The 17,514-nt window shown below is 40.2% G+C and carries 18 protein-coding genes; 9 read left to right on the plus strand and 9 right to left on the minus strand.

The features are described 5' to 3' along the window. Positions 1-20: 20 nt before the first annotated feature. The 4 genes from HNW13_RS20620 to HNW13_RS20635 all read right to left on the minus strand — a co-directional run bounded on the left by HNW13_RS20620 (position 21) and on the right by HNW13_RS20635 (position 3,347). Positions 21-1,391 carry a hypothetical protein gene (locus HNW13_RS20620; protein WP_192114228.1) on the minus strand — a complete coding sequence of 457 codons (1,371 nt, stop codon included), beginning with the start codon at positions 1,389-1,391 and terminating at the stop codon, positions 21-23. Then, a complete protein-coding gene (gene def, locus HNW13_RS20625) occupies positions 1,385-1,897 on the minus strand; it encodes a peptide deformylase (protein WP_192114229.1) in 513 nt (170 codons plus the stop codon). The genes HNW13_RS20620 and def overlap by 7 nt, the downstream gene beginning before the upstream one ends. Positions 1,898-2,130: 233 nt before the next feature. After that, entirely contained in the window at positions 2,131-2,343 is a 213-nt protein-coding gene (locus HNW13_RS20630) for a SlyX family protein (RefSeq protein ID WP_011638679.1), read from the minus strand. A 35-nt stretch (positions 2,344-2,378) separates the two neighbouring features. Next, a complete protein-coding gene (locus tag HNW13_RS20635) occupies positions 2,379-3,347 on the minus strand; it encodes a hypothetical protein (protein ID WP_192114230.1) in 969 nt (322 codons plus the stop codon). A 168-nt stretch (positions 3,348-3,515) separates the two neighbouring features. Between HNW13_RS20635 and fkpA the strand changes: the two genes are divergently transcribed. Beyond that, a complete protein-coding gene (gene fkpA / locus HNW13_RS20640) occupies positions 3,516-4,268 on the plus strand; it encodes an FKBP-type peptidyl-prolyl cis-trans isomerase (protein WP_101085300.1) in 753 nt (250 codons plus the stop codon). A gap of 277 nt (positions 4,269-4,545) precedes the next feature. Here fkpA and HNW13_RS20645 read toward each other — a convergent pair whose 3' ends face one another. After that, complete coding sequence (locus HNW13_RS20645; RefSeq protein WP_101085301.1) at positions 4,546-5,526, minus strand: zinc transporter ZntB; 981 nt, start codon at positions 5,524-5,526, stop codon at positions 4,546-4,548. 185 nt (positions 5,527-5,711) lie between these two features. On the opposite strand from HNW13_RS20645, the gene HNW13_RS20650 reads away from it, so the two are divergent. Next, a complete protein-coding gene (locus HNW13_RS20650; protein ID WP_101085302.1) occupies positions 5,712-6,083 on the plus strand; it encodes a YacL family protein in 372 nt (123 codons plus the stop codon). A gap of 90 nt (positions 6,084-6,173) precedes the next feature. On the opposite strand, the gene HNW13_RS20655 is transcribed toward HNW13_RS20650, so the two are convergent. Further along, positions 6,174-6,803: a response regulator gene (locus tag HNW13_RS20655; RefSeq protein WP_101085303.1), complete on the minus strand. Its 630-nt coding sequence runs from the start codon at positions 6,801-6,803 to the stop codon at positions 6,174-6,176. Further along, positions 6,796-8,511 (minus strand): nitrate/nitrite two-component system sensor histidine kinase NarQ, encoded by a 1,716-nt coding sequence (gene narQ, locus HNW13_RS20660; protein ID WP_101085304.1) that lies wholly within the window; start codon positions 8,509-8,511, stop codon positions 6,796-6,798. The genes HNW13_RS20655 and narQ overlap by 8 nt, the downstream gene beginning before the upstream one ends. 283 nt (positions 8,512-8,794) lie before the next feature. On the opposite strand from narQ, the gene nrfA reads away from it, so the two are divergent. The 5 genes from nrfA (at position 8,795) to HNW13_RS20685 (ending at position 13,921) form a co-directional block, all read left to right on the plus strand. Next, positions 8,795-10,186: an ammonia-forming nitrite reductase cytochrome c552 subunit gene (nrfA, locus tag HNW13_RS20665; protein ID WP_192114231.1), complete on the plus strand. Its 1,392-nt coding sequence runs from the start codon at positions 8,795-8,797 to the stop codon at positions 10,184-10,186. 332 nt (positions 10,187-10,518) lie between these two features. Then, a complete protein-coding gene (gene glnK, locus HNW13_RS20670; protein WP_011636110.1) occupies positions 10,519-10,857 on the plus strand; it encodes a P-II family nitrogen regulator in 339 nt (112 codons plus the stop codon). A gap of 10 nt (positions 10,858-10,867) precedes the next feature. After that, complete coding sequence (locus HNW13_RS20675; RefSeq protein ID WP_192114232.1) at positions 10,868-12,118, plus strand: ammonium transporter; 1,251 nt, start codon at positions 10,868-10,870, stop codon at positions 12,116-12,118. Between the two features lie 155 nt (positions 12,119-12,273). Continuing rightward, positions 12,274-12,603 carry a hypothetical protein gene (locus HNW13_RS20680; RefSeq protein ID WP_101085307.1) on the plus strand — a complete coding sequence of 110 codons (330 nt, stop codon included), beginning with the start codon at positions 12,274-12,276 and terminating at the stop codon, positions 12,601-12,603. A gap of 97 nt (positions 12,604-12,700) precedes the next feature. Then, positions 12,701-13,921, plus strand: coding sequence for a hypothetical protein (locus HNW13_RS20685; protein WP_162023835.1), 1,221 nt, complete (start codon positions 12,701-12,703; stop codon positions 13,919-13,921). Between the two features lie 5 nt (positions 13,922-13,926). Here HNW13_RS20685 and HNW13_RS20690 read toward each other — a convergent pair whose 3' ends face one another. Next, positions 13,927-14,769, minus strand: coding sequence for a transporter substrate-binding domain-containing protein (locus HNW13_RS20690; protein ID WP_162023834.1), 843 nt, complete (start codon positions 14,767-14,769; stop codon positions 13,927-13,929). A 222-nt stretch (positions 14,770-14,991) separates the two neighbouring features. On the opposite strand from HNW13_RS20690, the gene HNW13_RS20695 reads away from it, so the two are divergent. Both HNW13_RS20695 and aroG read left to right on the plus strand, forming a co-directional pair. After that, positions 14,992-15,741, plus strand: coding sequence for an IS5 family transposase (locus HNW13_RS20695; protein WP_124011573.1), 750 nt, complete (start codon positions 14,992-14,994; stop codon positions 15,739-15,741). A gap of 310 nt (positions 15,742-16,051) precedes the next feature. Continuing rightward, a complete protein-coding gene (gene aroG, locus HNW13_RS20700; RefSeq protein ID WP_182743207.1) occupies positions 16,052-17,107 on the plus strand; it encodes a 3-deoxy-7-phosphoheptulonate synthase AroG in 1,056 nt (351 codons plus the stop codon). A 44-nt stretch (positions 17,108-17,151) separates the two neighbouring features. Here aroG and HNW13_RS20705 read toward each other — a convergent pair whose 3' ends face one another. Then, positions 17,152-17,328 carry a hypothetical protein gene (locus HNW13_RS20705; protein WP_011636116.1) on the minus strand — a complete coding sequence of 59 codons (177 nt, stop codon included), beginning with the start codon at positions 17,326-17,328 and terminating at the stop codon, positions 17,152-17,154. Positions 17,329-17,514: the final 186 nt, after the last annotated feature.

A 17,514-nucleotide genomic window follows, 5' to 3' on the forward strand; every position in this document is an offset into this window, starting at 1 on the left:
TGATAAGCAATTATCGTCTATCAGATGATTATCGAATAAAAACGGGTACGATTTCCAGTCTCTATTGCCCAAATTAATGTTGTACGGTTTGGTTTTACGTCAATATTTACATTTTGGCTGCTATTTAAGCGAACATTATAGCTGCCGGCATCGATAAATTGTCGAGCAATTTGAGCCTGACGTGGCAGGGTTAACCAACTTCTACGGTCGGCTTGCTCGGTGATAACATTAAATATTTGCATTACCATCGCAGCAGCATCAACTTGATTATTGGCTCGTTGACTACTGTTTTGTACACTGCGATTCATTTGGTATTTAGCATAAACTCTTGCGGCTTGTCGAAACAACGCAGCGGGTAAATCTTCTTTTAAGGCATTAATGGCTAACGCATCAATGTTAGCAATAGTTTGTGCTGTGAGTGGCGCGTCTAACCCTTGGATTTGGCTGTTATTGACTAACTGACGTTGTGGTTGATAGGTCGCTAATGACGCGGATTGGATATTACCGTTAAGTGGAAAAGGTACCGTAATACTCTGTTTTTCTGGTACAAAATCACGTTCAATAATAAACACAACTTGGCCTTGGTCGGGTGTAGGCATTACCGCCTCTCCCCAGCGACGTTTAAATTCGTCGTATTGAGGCATCCCCAGTTGTTTAGCTAAACGAACTAAATCTTGCTGTAAATACACATTGTCTGGGGTAATTTGTGCTGCTTTGCGATAATCAATAAACGCATCATTAGGCTCGTTGGCGAGCTCGTGCAACAAGCCAGTAGTGTAATAGCTGTAAGCGTTTAGAAACGAGCTGGTGACATTGCCCGCTTCTTTGCTTAATTGGGCTACTTGCGCGTCAATGGTGCCATTGGCCATGTCTTGCACTGATTTTTGTGATTTCTGATAGCGTGCTTGTTCCATACTTTGCAATTCATTACTGCGGCGAACTTCTACTAACGCCCCTTGAGCGTCGCCACTAAATAAATAATTAAGTGCCTGATATTGATGCAACATAATACGCTCATAACCCGGACCTCGATAAGGAATGGCATTATCATTGAGTAAAAGACTGCTCGCCCCTGCACCTAATTTACTGGCACTCACGATGGCTTTATCATCAAAAACTTGATAATCGTCAATGGCTTGTTGGTAATAGGTTTTACTGCCGCTAAAGTCACCCGCAATTTGCATAATACGCCCAGACTCTTGGGCGTAAAGTAAGCCATCATTGCCGCTAATATTGTCGGCCAAATCAGTGATTCTTGCTGTTGGTGAATCGCTATTGAGTTGTTGCTTGTATGGCGCTATTTGCGATGGATAGTTAACAAATACACTATTAAAGGCACAACCGGATAGGCCAATAATGAGACTCAACCCAATACAGAATGTTCTTAACATTGTGGCACCAGTATCTGAGGTGTCATGAGGTTGACCCGTTCAAGTAAAGTAATACCCTGCAGGTGGTCATATTCATGTTGAAAAATACGCGCAACAAATCCCGTTAATGTTTGTTGATGTAACTGGCCATCAAGCGACTGATACTGAACTTCTATTTCACTGTGTCGCGCAATAGATAGCCGCTGACCTGGAATGGATAAGCAACCTTCTACATCTGTTTCTGTTGCGGCAGATGCCGATAGAATCTGTGGGTTTATGACTACCGTTGGACGCATTGATGGCGCATGGGGATAACGTTCGTTAGGATTTGACGCCATGATAAACATTGCTACGTTGCTGAACACTTGCGTTGCCGCAATACCGACGCCATTTGCATTCAGCATAGTGCTGAGCATGTTATCAGATAAGGTATGTAATGCGTCGTCAAACACCGTCACTGGCTCAGCAATTTGAGTCAGTATCTGTTCGCCTGTGGTAGCAATGCTGAGTAGTGGCTTTAGCTGCATAGGTGACGGCTGTCCTTGTTATTCGCGTTAGATGACGACCTAGGTTAATCTTATTTATGGTTTAAATTGTTATGAGTAAGCAAGGTTATTACTTGCATAGTCTCATTCTATGGTACTGACCATTCACTCGATTTCAATACAGTCTATATCATATTTGCTGAATATCAGCTGACTATAAGCTGACTATGATAGCAGTCAAAGTATCCTAAAATATCTTGTATGGTCGCAAGGCTTTAGTAATGTGGTGGTGGAGTCTCTTCGGCAGAAGACGCCATGTTACTAGGCTCAATAGAATGCAGTTTATTAACCATTAATAGCATTTGCTGTTGCTGTCTGGCAACTAATGCATTGAGTTTTATCACTTCTTGGTTTAACTCTTCAATGGAGATATCTTGAAATGATAATTTCATTTCAAGATCATCAATCTTTTGTAAAACGCTTTCCATGTCGACCTCTTATTACTGAATTATTACATTAGTTATTACTGCCAATATTCAACTAAACCTTGGCTGCTAATACTGACTATCGAGCCAGGTGCTACCATTGCGGCAGAGTATACTACAGCGCCTTTGTTTTGGGTGTTTTTACTCAATTGAAATTGCCAGCGAGAAAGTCGTTTACCTGAGTCTATTTGCCATAAAAAGATTTCTCTTGATGGCGTACCTGTGAGTAATTGCTGGTCATTATTAACAAAGCGAGCACTTGAAAAATTCATTTGGCGTCGATTAATATCGAGATGACTTATTGGTTTACCGGTATCCGACTGCCACAGGGTGGCATTACCGGTGATATCGCTTGCAAAGCTGAGAGTCGCTGAATCGTTAATCGCCACTTTAGTGATGCGGGATGTTAACTGCCATTGTTGTAATGGTTGACCCGTTTGGGCTTGCCAAAGTAATACTTTACCATCATTCCCGCCGCTTAATGCTGTATTGCCATCGGCACTAATAGACACGCTATTCACTTTTTCTTGATGGCCCAAAAATTGAATTAAGCGTGATTTTTCAGGTGACAATGACATCACAGAGCCATCGACTAAACCCACAAGGGTTTGCCCTGTATTAGCGATGGCGACACTTTGCGCATAAGAAGGCAAAGACCACCATCCGACAGATGAACCATCGGTTAATCGCCATATTGCAAGTGAGTGGCTGCTAATTGTTGCAGCATAAAGGCTATTTGCTGATATCGCAGTATCAATGACGTTACTGGTATTTTGTTGTTGGCCTTGGAGCCACTGGTAAGACAACGTTGAGTCAGTAAGATCCCATACCTGTACGCCATTATGAGCCGTGCTAACCAAGGCGATGGTTGCATCATTTGACAAACTTGCACTATAACTGGCATCAGTAGTGATGACCTTAACTTTCGTCGCTGTTGGTTGGCATGCAGATAATAGGCTTACTAAGACTAGAGTTGGCCAAAAAAACAGCATTGGAACGCGTATCATGAACTTGCTCCTTGAATTATTGTCCTAAACCTTGTCATATAAGGTTTACCCAATGGTATAACCGTTTTAACTAGTATAAAGTGGCAAGAGAACATGACCAATTAAACATCTCATTGATTGAATGTATTGAGGTTATTGTAACCACTATAGGATGCTGAGGAAGCTTTAATGAAATCTATTTACAAATTATCGTTAGTTGCATTAGCCGTTGTTGGCCTTACTGCGTGTAATCAGGAACAAGACGTTGCTCAAAAGAAAGTTGAATTGACAACTGACGTTCAAAAAGAAGCATATAGTGTTGGTGGTTCAATTGGTAAGTACATGTCTGGTCACATTAAAGAGCAAGAAGAATTAGGCTTTGCTGTTGACCGCGCTATGGTGATTAAAGGCTTTAGCGATGGCTTAGGCGAAGAAATGCAGTTAACTGAAGAAGAAATGCAGACTGTATTACAAAACCTAGATAAAAAACTAAACGACAAGCGCTTAGAGCAAGCTGAAACGTTAGCTGCTAAATCAATTGCAGATGGCAAAAAATTCTTAGAAGACAATAAAGCCAAAGAAGGCGTAACCACGACTGAGTCTGGTTTGCAGTACGAAGTATTAGAGGCCGGTAGTGGTGAAAAGCCTGCTGCTGAAGATACTGTTGAAGTTCATTACCGTGGCACGTTAATTGATGGCACCGAATTTGACAGTTCATATGCTCGTGGTGAAACGGCTAAGTTCCCACTAAACCGTGTTATTCCTGGTTGGACTGAAGGCGTACAGTTAATGCCTGTAGGCGCTAAGTATAAGTTTGTTATCCCATCAGAATTAGCTTATGGCGAACGTGATACTGGCACTATTCCTGCTAACTCAACATTGGTTTTTGAAGTTGAATTAATGTCAGTAGAGAAAACACCTGCTGCAGTAGAAACTAAGTAATATCAACATTGTTTCAGTCGTTAAAAGACTGATAAATATAAATTAAAAAGGACGCTTCGGTGTCCTTTTTTGTTTACAGTTAAATTTGCTTAGAATGGCCTTGGATAAGTGATTAACTCCGTCGCTTTATATTGCTCAACGTTAGTCGTATCTCGTTAGTCGTTTAACGTTAGGTAATACCAAGTTAACTCCGCTAATCATTACGTGCAAATTAGCCGCTCCTGACGAGTAGTTAACCCTCAGCAGATCAATGTCCATCATGTATATTAGAGACGGATTATAGCCATTTCAAACGGTAGAATAAGTACATTTGCAAACCTATCAGCGCAAACAATCCGCCACAGAATGCGGCAAAAGCCCAATTTGATTCAGCGCCAGGTATTCCGCCAATATTGACGCCCAATAAGCCTGTTAAAAAACCTAATGGTAAAAATACCGCCGAAATCAATGATAAGAAATACAGTCTCTGATTCACTTGTTCTGACTGTTGTGATTGAAGCTCTTCCTGCGTAACGCTGGCTCGATCGCGTATTGCATCAAGATCTTCTATTACTCGAATAAGGGTTTCGTGTATTTCACGTAAGCGGACTTTATCATTGTCGTCAAATAGTTCGCTGGCTTCTTGTAGCATACGAGAAAATGCTTCTCGTTGGGGCGCGAGGTAGCGACGCAATACCACGGTTTGTCTGCGCAGCTCGGCAATGTCAGTACGTAAGGTTTTGTTTACTTGAGTGACAACGCGTTCTTCTAATTCATCGAGCTGCTCTTCCAGTTTGCCAATAAACTCCACTTTACGTTGCGTCAGACGCTCACAAATGGCCATGATAAACGCTGCACTATCAACCGGACCTTTGCCTTGTGTTATCGCATCGGCAACATCAATCACCGATTGTAACTGGCGCTCGCAGGTTGAGATGATCTTGTGCTCTTCAGCGTAGATCCGCACTGCGACCATGTCTTCTGGATCGGAGTTTGGGTTTAAATTAACTCCTCGTAACGCCAGTAAAATTCCTTTGTCGGAACTTAATACTCGTGGACGAGTATCAGTGGCCAACAGAGTATCCATCTCAACCCTCTGTAAGCCGGAGTTGAGGATCCATTTACGAGCTTTAGGTTCACGATATCGCAGATGTAACCACAACAGCCCATCAGCAGGCTGCCATTGTGCTATTTGTTCCGCGGTAAGTGACTGGCCAACATTGGGGCCGGTAAGCAATAAACTGTATATAAAACCATTATTCATTATTAGAGATTCCATGTGATCACTATCGCAATAATTTACGCTATTTTTTTATCTAGCCCAAGTTTAAAACCACCTTATAAAATGAAATCCTTTATTTATCGTGCATTTAACCATCAAGCGCAATATTTGCTGAACTAACGAGCAGCAGAGTGGCCGTTCATCGGTTAAAATAGAAAAAATGCTAATAAAAGAGTACTAGTATGGAATATCAATTTCGTCGAAATCGCCTAGAAGGCACGGTCTTTGCTGAATTTAGCATGGGTCATGAAGTGTTAGGCAGATGGTTTGCTGAAGAGCTTGGTGACGACAAGAGCAAAGCTAATCATATTCTCACCCAGATAGTGTTAATCAAATCTGGGGCGCTTGGCCATTTGCTAGATGTTGGTGGAGAGTTAACTATCGACATTGACTCTGAGCAAGTGAGAGTGTTTGCCAGTGTGATTGATTTTGAGGAAGAGCACTTATTAGAAGACTCCATGAACCTGTATAATGCGGAATCTGAGTGTTATTGTGGTCTGGAAGACTTTGAGTCGGTGCTGCAAAGCTGGTTAGCATTTATTAACGATAAATAGCCATTTCTTATTTCTAGCGGGAGTTAAATAACAACAAAACCACGTTTATGTGGCCTTGTTGTTAAGTGTGGTTTGAACTTTTGCGTGGGGCTAATTGTTAAGGTAGCGTACCGCCATTTCAGTGCGAGATTTAGCATTTGCTTTACGCAGTAAATTCTTCACATGAACTTTAACAGTGCCTTCGCTGATGTGTAAGTCTTCGGCGATCATTCGATTACTTTTACCTTCCGCCAGCTCCTGCAATATTTGTAATTCACGCGGGGTTAAATTCTCTATCCAGCTGTTGTCGTCAATCGTATTTTTCAACTCATAAAGATAAGCTTCTACTTCATCACTAATGACTCGGTGACCCAGCATGGCTTTTTTGAGTTGCTCTAACAGTAAATCAGGCTCAGTGTCTTTGAGTAAATAGCCGTCAGCACCCGCTCGCAGTAGTCTAATGACATCTTGTTTAGCGTCTGAGACGGTTAAAATCACAATTCTTGCTGTTACACCTTCTTGACGCATAGCATTGAGAGTATCAAGCCCAGACATGCCTTTCATATTCAAATCGAGCAAAATAATATCGGGTTCATCTTCGGCTACGGCGGTAAGAGCTTCTAGTCCCGTGCCCGTTTCACCAAAAAGCGAAAAGTCACCGTCGGAGGTGATTAATTGGCAAATACCACGGCGTAATAATGGATGATCATCGACAACAAGTACGGAATACGGCTTACCCATTTAAAGGCTCCTGTTGAGGTGGAAAACTCAGCGTAACAGTAGTACCGCCGAGCTGGTTACTATTGAACGAAACGATACCATTCAGTTTGTTGGCGCGTTCATGCATGATGCCAATACCAAAATGCTGATCTCGTTCAGCTAAATGTGTCACGCCAATGCCATCATCACATATTGTAATAGTAATCATGCCATTATTTGTTAACTGACAATCTACCACTATATGAGCAGGGTTAGCGTGTTTAATTGCATTTAATGTCGCTTCGCGAATTAATTGTAAAATATGAATGTGTTGTTTAGCTTCAAGTAAATGTGCTGATATCTTGTAATTCAATTGGATATTGATATTCGTTTGATGACGTAATTGATCCAACATAACTTCAATAGCTTGACTTAAATTAGGCTCTTTAATGGTTAATCTAAAGGTTGATAACAGTTCACGTAATTGTACATAAGCAGTACTGACACCTTCATTAATCTCTGTCAATTGACCTTCTACTTCAGGGCTACGACAACTGTGAGCAAGACTTTTACGTAATAAACTCACCTGGATTTTCAGAAAAGATAATAATTGCCCAATTGAATCATGTAATTCTCTAGCGATGACCGCACGTTCTTCCAGTAGCGCCAGTTGCTGCCGTTGTTCAGTAGCATTATGGATAGTAATTGAACGGGTTAACATCATGGCGAAGTTTTCAAACAATAATTTATTCAATGGCTTATTAGATATTACATCTAAATAGCCCATTTGGGTCTTTTCTATTAATAGCGGAAACTGTACCGATTCAGTGGCTAACTCATCAGGCCAGCCGCCTTCAGCTTTAATAACGTCTTTAGAGCCATCATCATGCTCAACGACTAAGCGAAGAAAGGTTAAGTCTTCATAATATTTCAGCTGATTGATTGCAGATTGTAATGCTTTATAGTCGAGTTTATCAGCATGTAACATGAGTAGATTGTCGTATAAAAACTTTAGCTCATTGTTTGCTCGGGTTAATGCCAAGGTTTTTTCGTTCACTTGGTTTTCTAAATCTTCATATAAATGGGCTAATTCCGCTGCCGTCTTTTGCAGTGCATTACCTAGAGCCGTCAGTTCTATATAACCCGTTTTAGGCATCTCAACTTTGAAGTTACCTTTCGAAATAGTTGCTGCGCTATCCATCAACAATTGCAATGGTTTAACAACCCGTTTACGTGTGAATACTACGGCAAAGAAAGCGATAACAAGTAAAATAAATAAGCCGATAATCTGCCCAATAACCAATAACTTTAATTTAAAGGCCGCGAACAATTCCATCTTTAATACCAAGGTATCAATGGTGTCGACAAAGTCGGTTAATGAGGCTGAGTAAAGTCGCGTATTCCCTTCTTCAATATACACTCTCATCACTTGCCATTTATCGATAACCAATAAATATTGGTCTCGCAGCTCTTTGGGGCTATACCATTGAAGAGAGCGTTTAAGTGCTTCTGAACTAAGTGTATTTTCGAATGCAGTAATTTTTTCATCGGTATTACTACTGCCGGCATTGGTATACAACAACAGCCTATAACTTTGCATTCGCAGTGAGCCTGAGGCGTTGATGCCTTTGGCATCGCCTAAGCTGAAGGTTAAATTGACGATAGAAAACACCGCTAAGCTTGATGACAACAAAATTAAAATGAGCATTAAACTTAAAATGGTGGAAGTAAGGCTGCCACGAGTAAACATAAAATCCTGCTGTTGATAGCGATTAGTGATTAAAAATAAGTCAAAAGTACTGTTTTATATGATGTCCAATAGTGTGTTCTACATTAGGTATGGGTTGATAACATTAACAAGTTTACAAAACTGTGAAATACATCCTGTTTACATGTTGATCTGGCGCAAACTTTCATCGCTATACCCCATAAGGGGTATATTTAAAGCGGTGTTAAATCGCTAACTTTGACTTTGGAGATGTCGTGATTATTAAATTAAATATAATGTAACACGGAGATAAAGGGTGATGAAGATGAATATGAAATCAATTGCACTGAGTGCAGTGATGGCAGCCAGTTTTTTAGCTGCTGGCGCAATGGCGAGTGATAAAACGGAGCCTCGAAATGAGGTTTATAAAGATAAATTTTCTAAGCAATATGACAGCTGGCATGCAACTGATGAAAGCAAAGAAGTTGTCGATATGTTGGAAAAAGTACCTAGTCTAGTCGTATTGTGGGCAGGCTACGGCTTTGCTAAAGATTACAATGCACCACGAGGTCATATGTATGCGGTTACTGACGTAACGAATTCATTGCGTACCGGTGCGCCAAAAAATGCTGAAGATGGTCCAATGCCAATGGCGTGTTGGAGCTGTAAAAGTCCTGATGTGCCTCGTGTGATTGAAGAGCAGGGCGAAGATGGCTATTTCAGTGGCAAGTGGGCTAAAGGCGGTCCAGAAATTGTCAATGTTCTTGGTTGTGGCGATTGTCATGAAAAAGGCTCATCTAAGTTACGTATGTCTCGTCCGTTTGCAGAACGCGCAATGACAACATTGAATACTCCATTTGATAAAGCTTCTCGTAAAGACAAGCAGTCAATGGTGTGTGCTCAATGTCACGTAGAATATTATTTCGAGAAAACGGCTGAACGTCCTGGTTTCGTTAAATTCCCTTGGGATATGGGTACCACTGTTGAGCAAATGGAAGTGTATTACGACAACATGGAGTTCTCTGATTGGACTCATGCTGTGTCTAAAACTCCTATGCTAAAAGCACAACACCCTGGTTATGAAACTTGGAAAATGGGTGTTCACGGTCAAAATAACGTGAGTTGTGTTGATTGTCATATGCCTAAAGTGACTAATGACAAAGGCCGCAAATTTACAGACCATAAAGTGGGTAACCCATTTGATCGCTTTGAAGAAACATGTGCAACTTGTCACAGTCAAAGCAAAGAGTTTATGGTTAAGCAAGTTAATGAAAGCAAACAGAAAGCACAAGACTTAAAAGCACGTGTTGAAACTCAATTGGTTAAAGCTCACTTTGAAGCTAAAGCTGCGTGGGATGCTGGTGCAACTGAAGTTGAAATGAAGCCAATCCTAATGGATATTCGTCATTCACAGTGGCGTTGGGATTTTGCGACTGCATCTCATGGTGCATCATCACATGCTCCTGCTGAAGTATTACGTATTCTAGGTACTTCATTGGATAAAGCGGCTGATGCTCGCGTTAAACTTGCTCAGTTACTCGGTGCAAAAGGTGTTAAGCAACCAATTGCTTACCCTGACACTTCAACGAAAGCAAAAGCACAAGCAGCATTAGGCATGGACATGAAAACCATGAATGCTGAAAAAGCTGAGTTTAAGAAAACACTGGTGCCTAAGTGGAAAGAAGAAGCTAAAAAGCGCGAAGCGACTTATAAATAAGTTGTACTTAGCATAAAAAATCTCCTCAGGTGTAAGCCTGAAAAATCTAACAAACAGCCCTCATTTGAGGGCTGTTTTTTTATCTGTGTTATGTAGAGATAGTTCACCGGTTTCTTGCTGCTAGGTAGCATGAAAGGTGGATGATTTGCTGCACCAAAACGATGCGTCGATGTTTCTTGTGCACTTGATTGGTGCCTTAATGTTAATAAATAAAAGAGTAAATAAAATAAAAGCTATATATAACAGTATTTTGAAAAAGTGGCCTAATGATTGAATTAACTCATCCAACAAATTAATAACAATTACATTTTTTCACACTTTTGGAGGTCGAGATGAAACTCGTCAGCGCTATCATCAAGCCATTTAAATTGGATGATGTCCGTGAAGCCATTGCAGGCATGGGCATTGAAGGTATGACTGTTACTGAAGTAAAAGGCTTTGGACGCCAAAAAGGTCACACTGAACTTTATCGTGGGGCAGAGTATCAAGTGGACTTTCTTCCTAAAGTAAAATTAGAAATTGCCACCAAAGATGAAAATTTGGACATGCTTATTGAAGCCATTACCAGTGCTGCACATACCGGCAAAATAGGTGATGGAAAAATTTTTGTGACTGATTTAGAACAAGCGATCCGTATTCGTACGGGTGAACTTGATAACGAAGCATTATAAGGAGGCTGCTATGGAAGAATTAACTCAATTAGGCCTGACGGTAACTGAACTACGTTTTGCATTAGACACGTTCTATTTCCTCATTTCAGGTGCGTTAGTTATGTGGATGGCAGCGGGTTTTGCCATGTTAGAAGCCGGCTTAGTTCGCTCAAAAAACACCACTGAAATATTAACTAAAAACGTGTGTTTATATTCAATTGCATGTGTGATGTTTTTATTCGTCGGATACAACATCATGTATGTCGACAATGTAGAAGGTGGTTTCATTCCTTCTTTTGGTTCGTTAATCGGTTCGCAAGCCGATGGTGCAGACCATGCTTTAGAATCAGACTTTTTCTTCCAAGTCGTGTTTGTTGCTACGGCAATGTCGATAGTATCTGGTGCTGTGGCTGAACGGATGAAGTTATGGTCTTTCTTAGCTTTTTCGGTCGTCATGACCGCTGTTATTTACCCTATTGAAGGTTACTGGACATGGGGTGGTGGATTCCTCTCTGAAGCTGGTTTTGTTGACTTTGCTGGTAGTGGCATTGTGCACATGGCTGGTGCTGCAGCTGCAGTATCTGGTGTGCTGCTTCTTGGTGCTCGTAAAGGTAAATATAGTGAAAATGGCCAAGTTCATCCTATTCCAGGCTCTAACTTACCAATGGCTACTTTAGGTATGTTCATTTTATGGATGGGTTGGTTTGGTTTCAACGGTGGTTCACAGCTGTTGGTTTCAGATGCTGAAAACGCCAGTGCTGTCGCTAAAATCTTTGTAAACACTAACTCTGCCGCCGCATTTGGTGCAATCTCAGCTCTTATTGTGTGTAAAGTTGTTTGGGGTAAAGCTGATTTAACCATGATTTTAAACGGTGCGTTAGCGGGTTTAGTGGCAATTACTGCTGATCCTTTATCACCTTCGTTGTTAATGGCTGGTGTAATTGGTTTGGTTGCTGGTGCAGTTGTTATCTTCTCAGTGATTGCATTTGACCGAATTAAAATTGATGATCCAGTCGGTGCCATTTCGGTGCACGGTGTTGCGGGATTCCTTGGACTAATGTTAGTACCATTATCAAATGCCGATGCTAGTTTTGGCAGTCAGCTATACGGTGCTGCGGTTATCTTCATTTGGGTATTTACCACATCGTTACTGGTATGGTTTGTATTAAAAATGACTATGGGTATCCGTGTGACAGAAGAAGAAGAGTACAACGGTATGGATGCTTCTGACTGTGGAGTAGATGCTTACCCTGAGTTTGTGAGTGTGAAAACCGCTGGCTAATGAGTTAATTAGTTAACATAGAAAACAGAACCTTAGGGTTCTGTTTTTTTTTGTAGATTAATAACGTTATTACTGACTCAATTGAGGTAAATAAAGGGCCATGTGCCAGCTTAACGTATACACTATTAGATGATGAAATCTGTGATGAGTTGATGATGAAACCAATACTGATAAATTTATTAATGGGATCTTTGTTATTAAGCGCAGCAAGCTATGCTGGCACCGTTGTGGTGCGCCAGTCATCAACGCCTTTTGATGCTTTTGCTGTTCGCGACAGTGTATTACAACAGCACGAATGGCAAGAGTTGTTAAGACAGCAACAGCAGATAATGATTTTGCAATCACTGCCTATTGGTTGTTTAGCCGTGACGTCACCATTTCATTATTTTAGCTGTGGCAATCAATTTTATCGTCCCTACGAATATCAAGACACACAACTTTTTATCCAAATAGATCCTCCTGTTAGTGTAAATCCTCCTCAGTAGCTAATAAGCCATTACAAACTTGTAGTGGTTGTTTTGGCCTAATGGGCATCTATTGACTATGCTTTTAGATAGCGTATTCCTATCTGAGGGCTGAATAATGTTTACTCATCACCCAAAAAAGACAGAGGTTAATTCCTTTGCCAAGGATGACCACTTACGACTTCAATGGACCCATCTACTGCTTATTGTTTTACTTTTCAGCATGAGCGCTTGTCAATCAACTCAGCCCCAAAACAAAGCAATCAAGATTACTGACCTATTTCATGATGAAATGTTCATGCCTGTTGAGACTGTGGCTATTGATGATATTTATCGTTTACCTGATAAGTTTGTCGCACAATTTAGGCGACAGTTTCAAGCAGATAGTACTCTTCGCAGTCAAAATATTCTGGCTAATGAATGGTTGGCTCAATATATAGGCGCACAAGATGGTGGTTTTGAGTATCGTGATAATGTTACCCGCTCAGCCAGTGAAACGGTGCTTAATCGTCAAGGTAATTGTATGTCTTTGGTTGTGTTATCGGCGGCGTTGGCTGATGCGTTAAATGTGCCCGTGGAGTTTAATGACATAGATGTAGAACCCGTTTGGGATAGGCGAGGTGGTTTTTATTTAGTTAATGGTCACGTTAATTTACGTTTGTTACCTCCAAGGGCTAATAACACTGTGTTATTTAGAGGTACTGATGTTCTAGTGGACTTTTTGCCTGAACGCTCTGTGCGTGCGTATCATAAAAAAACAGTTAATAAGCGCCAGCTAACCGCGATGTTTTATAATAATATTGCAGCAGAAGCGTTAATTAAAACTGATTTTGATGCGGCTTATGCACTGGTTAAAAAAAGCATTCAATTGGATCCGCAATATGTGGCGGCCATCAATACTCTAGCGGTTATTTATCGACATAAGGGCTACGAAGTTGAGGCTGAATATGCATATCGTTTAGCGTTACAAATTGACTCGCAAGATTTAACCACATTATACAATTTGGCGTTGATTTTAGGTGAACAAGGGCGTTTAGATGAATGGGCGCAAATACATAAAGTGCTTGAACTCGCGAGAATAAATAATCCGTTTTACTATTTTGACATGGCTCAACAAGCGTATTTTGATAAGCAATATCAAGATGCACTCATATGGTATAAACGAGCAGTTGATAAAGCGGATTATCGTCATGAATTTTATTTTGGGTTGTCTAGGGCTTATTGGGCAACAGGTGAAGAGCGTCTGGCTGAGAAAAACCTTAAACGTGCGTTAGCCTTAAGTGATAGCAATAATAAGCAACGTTACCAAATTAAGCTGCAAGCGTTTAAACAAAATTAGTACCTTTAAGGTATTTGATACTGCGGTTGATAATTGTTTTGTTCAGCTAGATCGAGTATCTCTTGGTAGCGATATGACTGTTTGAGTGTAGTAATGGCACTATCTACTCGGTTAGTCGTTTTTTGATCATAACAGGCAATTTTACGTTGAGCAGGGTCAAAGAGTGCCACTTCTGTTACTGGTATGCTGGTATCGAGTTTTGATTTGAGTAAATGACGATAATATTCAAATATTCGTCTTTCTAAAACAATGACCTCCACATATCCATTAAATAACATCACCACTTGGCTTTTCTGATTGGTGATTTCACTGTAGTTAGGGTTGGCATTCGCGATGTCTTTAAACTCATCACCTAAGTATTGTTTTGAATTTTGGAATCCTAAAATAGACAATGCGCTAAGATCGGTAATTTGTTCAATCTTAAGGTTATTTCTAGATAAGTAAAACACGCTATTTTGATATTCAAGCAAGCTCTGTGTATAAAATAGTCCTGCCACGTTATCGGGTGCATTGATCATGCAGTCTATTTTATTGGTTTTGACTAGGCGCTGCGCACGCAAATTAGGCGCATGCACAATCTCTTTTATGTCTATATTTTCACTGTCCAGAGCAGCCTTCAGAAGGTCATACTGCACACCAGTGTTTTCATCGGTAAAGAAGTAGGGTGCAATACTGTTACTGGTAGAGAAACTGATGCTATTAATGATCGGAATCAACGTTGTATGGTAATTTTGCGAGTGGAGTTCGACTAATTCGTGCGTATCATCGATGGGATCTACTGACGTGGCAATCGCAGGATTGCAAAGAGTTAACAATGAACCTAATAAATAAATATTAAAATATTTCAATCTGTTATCCTCCTCTGGATAGCTTGCCAAGTATTAAGTTGCTCATCTTCCTTGTGTTGAATTAATGATGTTAATCATTAAAGTAAAGCATATTAATATCATCAGAGTGTCTTTTTTATGAGACAGTTTATGTTAGGGGCTGTTGATCTTTGTTTGAATTTTGTGCGAAGAAGGTAATCTCGTATAATTCACTTCGCCAAAAACAAATACAACGAGATTACCATGCCCCGATTAATGCTCACTGATGAGATGTGGTCGAAGCTAAAAGCTATTCTGCTTGATGATAGAGTTTATAACAAGCAAGAGCATCGATTTACGATGGAAGGTATCCTTTACCGATTGCGTGTTGGCTGCCCTTGGCGAGATTTACCTGAATATTTTGGCTTATGGAATACCATTTACCGTCGATTTTTACTGTGGTCAAGAAAAGGTATTTTACTTAGGCTGTTCAAAACATTATCGACTAATAGTGATACTGAATGGGAATTTATTGATGGAAGTTATGTAAAAGCCCATCAACACAGTTCAGGTGCATCATCTGATGAAAATCAAGCAATTGGGTTAAGTCGTGGTGGTAATACAAGCAAAATCCATCTCGCGGTAGATAGCTATGGTTTACCGATAGAATTCATTGTTACAGGTGGAGAAGTTCATGATAGCAAAGCAGCTAATGCCCTTATTGAATTATTGCCACAAAGTCATTTTATTATTGCAGACAAAGGCTACGACAGTGAAGCGATTAGAGATAAAGTGCGTGAATGTGGTTCAAAGCCAGTGATCCCTAGAAGACAAAATTCGAAGCAAGGAAATGGCGATATCGATTGGTGTTTATACAAATATCGGCATTTAGTTGAAAATGCTTTTGCTCGGCTCAAGCATTTTAGAGCGATAGCTACCCGCTATGATAAATTGAAAATTAATTTTGAAAGCCTGCTGGCTCTAGCTTGCTCTATAATTTGGCTGCCAATGTGAAAGATCAACAGCCCCTAGTGATATTTGGTGCTAAAAAATCAATGTATAAGTGTATTTCATACTCGGTTTACGGGGTAGCCAAGTGAGCTCAGTTGCTATTGCTTCCTATTACGTATTCCCAATCACATACTGATAGTCACTACTATCGGCACTGATGAATAATACTTGATTGATTTGTCGATAGATACTGGTTAAATTGATGATTCATGTTCATTTTTTCGATGGTTTTTTATCATTTTTAATGAATCGTATCAGCTGATTTATTTATTGAATCAGACTCATAAGACGTTTTGCCGGAGTTGTAACCACTATGCATTATCAAAATGACGATATTCGTATCGATGAAATAAAAGAATTGCTTCCACCCATTGCGATTCTAGAACGATTTCCGGCAACCGAACATGCATCATCAACTGTTTTCAATGCGCGTAACAGTATTCATCAAATTCTAGCCCGTAAAGATGATCGCTTATTAGTGGTGATTGGCCCTTGTTCAATTCATGATCCTGTTGCCGCCTTAGAGTATGGTCAACGCTTAGTTAAATTGCGGGAACAGTATAAAAATCAGCTTGAAATTGTCATGCGAGTGTATTTTGAAAAGCCGAGAACGACAGTAGGTTGGAAAGGGTTAATTAATGATCCGTATATGGATAACAGTTTTCAATTAAATGATGGTTTACGGACCGCTCGTAAATTACTCGTTGATTTAAATGACTCTGGTATACCAACAGCAGGTGAGTTTTTAGATATGATCACGCCTCAATATGTTGCTGACATGATGTGTTGGGGCGCTATTGGTGCACGTACTACCGAATCTCAAGTACACCGTGAACTATCATCGGGGCTATCTTGTCCAGTAGGATTTAAAAATGGTACCGATGGAACCATTAAAGTGGCTATTGATGCCATTGGAGCTGCGAGTGCTCCACATCATTTCTTGTCGGTCACTAAGTTTGGTCATTCAGCCATAGTGTCAACCAAAGGGAATCCAGATTGTCATATTATTTTACGTGGAGGTCGGGCGCCTAATTATAGTGCCGAACACGTGTCCGACATTGCCAAGCAGCTGGCTAAATCTGGTTTGACAGATAATATTATGATCGATTTTAGCCATGCTAATAGTAGTAAAGATTACAAGAAGCAGATGATGGTTGCCGATGATGTTGCAGGGCAAATATCTCAAGGTAATCATGCTATTTTTGGTGTGATGGTTGAAAGTCATTTAGTTGAAGGACGCCAAGACCTTATTGAAGGTAATGCATTGTGTTATGGACAGAGCGTAACAGATGCTTGTATCGGCTGGGATGATACAGAGTCACTTTTAGCAACACTAAATAAGAGTGTACTTGACCGTCGTAAAGCTTGATATTTGATTAGTTACACCTAAAAAAATAAGGCGCACAATGCGCCTTATTTTTTTATATGTTGTACTAAGTATTCATTGGCCTTAGCTAAACTGCCAAACGCTGAAATAAGATTATCACGCCCTTTATCTTGCAGTTCAGGGTTACCTGATTCAATCATCATCCATACCCATGTTTGTATTAGTTGTAATGGTGGGTATTGAATTTTCGAGCTATCCAACATAAAGCATCCTTTAAACTAGTAAATCGTTGTTTGTTTATTATCAAACAGGCGTTTATCTGTTCTTGAAGAGTAACAAATTCTGCTGACAGAAATAACTCTATTTAGCTTAAAAAAGCATAAAATGACTAAAAAAATTTAAAAAGTAGTATTTTAGTCTGTGTGATTTCATTCATTGATAGTTCTAAA

Source organism: Shewanella sp. BF02_Schw (genome assembly GCF_014596695.2).
Lineage (GTDB): Bacteria > Pseudomonadota > Gammaproteobacteria > Enterobacterales > Shewanellaceae > Shewanella.

Coding starts and splice junctions, on each gene's coding strand:
- HNW13_RS20620 (WP_192114228.1), bottom strand. CDS start 1,391: ATGTTAAGAACATTCTGTATTGGGTTGAGTCTCATTATTGGCCTATCC.
- def (WP_192114229.1), bottom strand. CDS start 1,897: ATGCAGCTAAAGCCACTACTCAGCATTGCTACCACAGGCGAACAGATA.
- HNW13_RS20630 (WP_011638679.1), bottom strand. CDS start 2,343: ATGGAAAGCGTTTTACAAAAGATTGATGATCTTGAAATGAAATTATCA.
- HNW13_RS20635 (WP_192114230.1), bottom strand. CDS start 3,347: ATGATACGCGTTCCAATGCTGTTTTTTTGGCCAACTCTAGTCTTAGTA.
- fkpA (WP_101085300.1), top strand. CDS start 3,516: ATGAAATCTATTTACAAATTATCGTTAGTTGCATTAGCCGTTGTTGGC.
- HNW13_RS20645 (WP_101085301.1), bottom strand. CDS start 5,526: ATGGAATCTCTAATAATGAATAATGGTTTTATATACAGTTTATTGCTT.
- HNW13_RS20650 (WP_101085302.1), top strand. CDS start 5,712: ATGGAATATCAATTTCGTCGAAATCGCCTAGAAGGCACGGTCTTTGCT.
- HNW13_RS20655 (WP_101085303.1), bottom strand. CDS start 6,803: ATGGGTAAGCCGTATTCCGTACTTGTTGTCGATGATCATCCATTATTA.
- narQ (WP_101085304.1), bottom strand. CDS start 8,511: ATGTTTACTCGTGGCAGCCTTACTTCCACCATTTTAAGTTTAATGCTC.
- nrfA (WP_192114231.1), top strand. CDS start 8,795: ATGAATATGAAATCAATTGCACTGAGTGCAGTGATGGCAGCCAGTTTT.
- glnK (WP_011636110.1), top strand. CDS start 10,519: ATGAAACTCGTCAGCGCTATCATCAAGCCATTTAAATTGGATGATGTC.
- HNW13_RS20675 (WP_192114232.1), top strand. CDS start 10,868: ATGGAAGAATTAACTCAATTAGGCCTGACGGTAACTGAACTACGTTTT.
- HNW13_RS20680 (WP_101085307.1), top strand. CDS start 12,274: ATGAAACCAATACTGATAAATTTATTAATGGGATCTTTGTTATTAAGC.
- HNW13_RS20685 (WP_162023835.1), top strand. CDS start 12,701: ATGTTTACTCATCACCCAAAAAAGACAGAGGTTAATTCCTTTGCCAAG.
- HNW13_RS20695 (WP_124011573.1), top strand. CDS start 14,992: ATGCCCCGATTAATGCTCACTGATGAGATGTGGTCGAAGCTAAAAGCT.
- aroG (WP_182743207.1), top strand. CDS start 16,052: ATGCATTATCAAAATGACGATATTCGTATCGATGAAATAAAAGAATTG.
- HNW13_RS20705 (WP_011636116.1), bottom strand. CDS start 17,328: ATGTTGGATAGCTCGAAAATTCAATACCCACCATTACAACTAATACAA.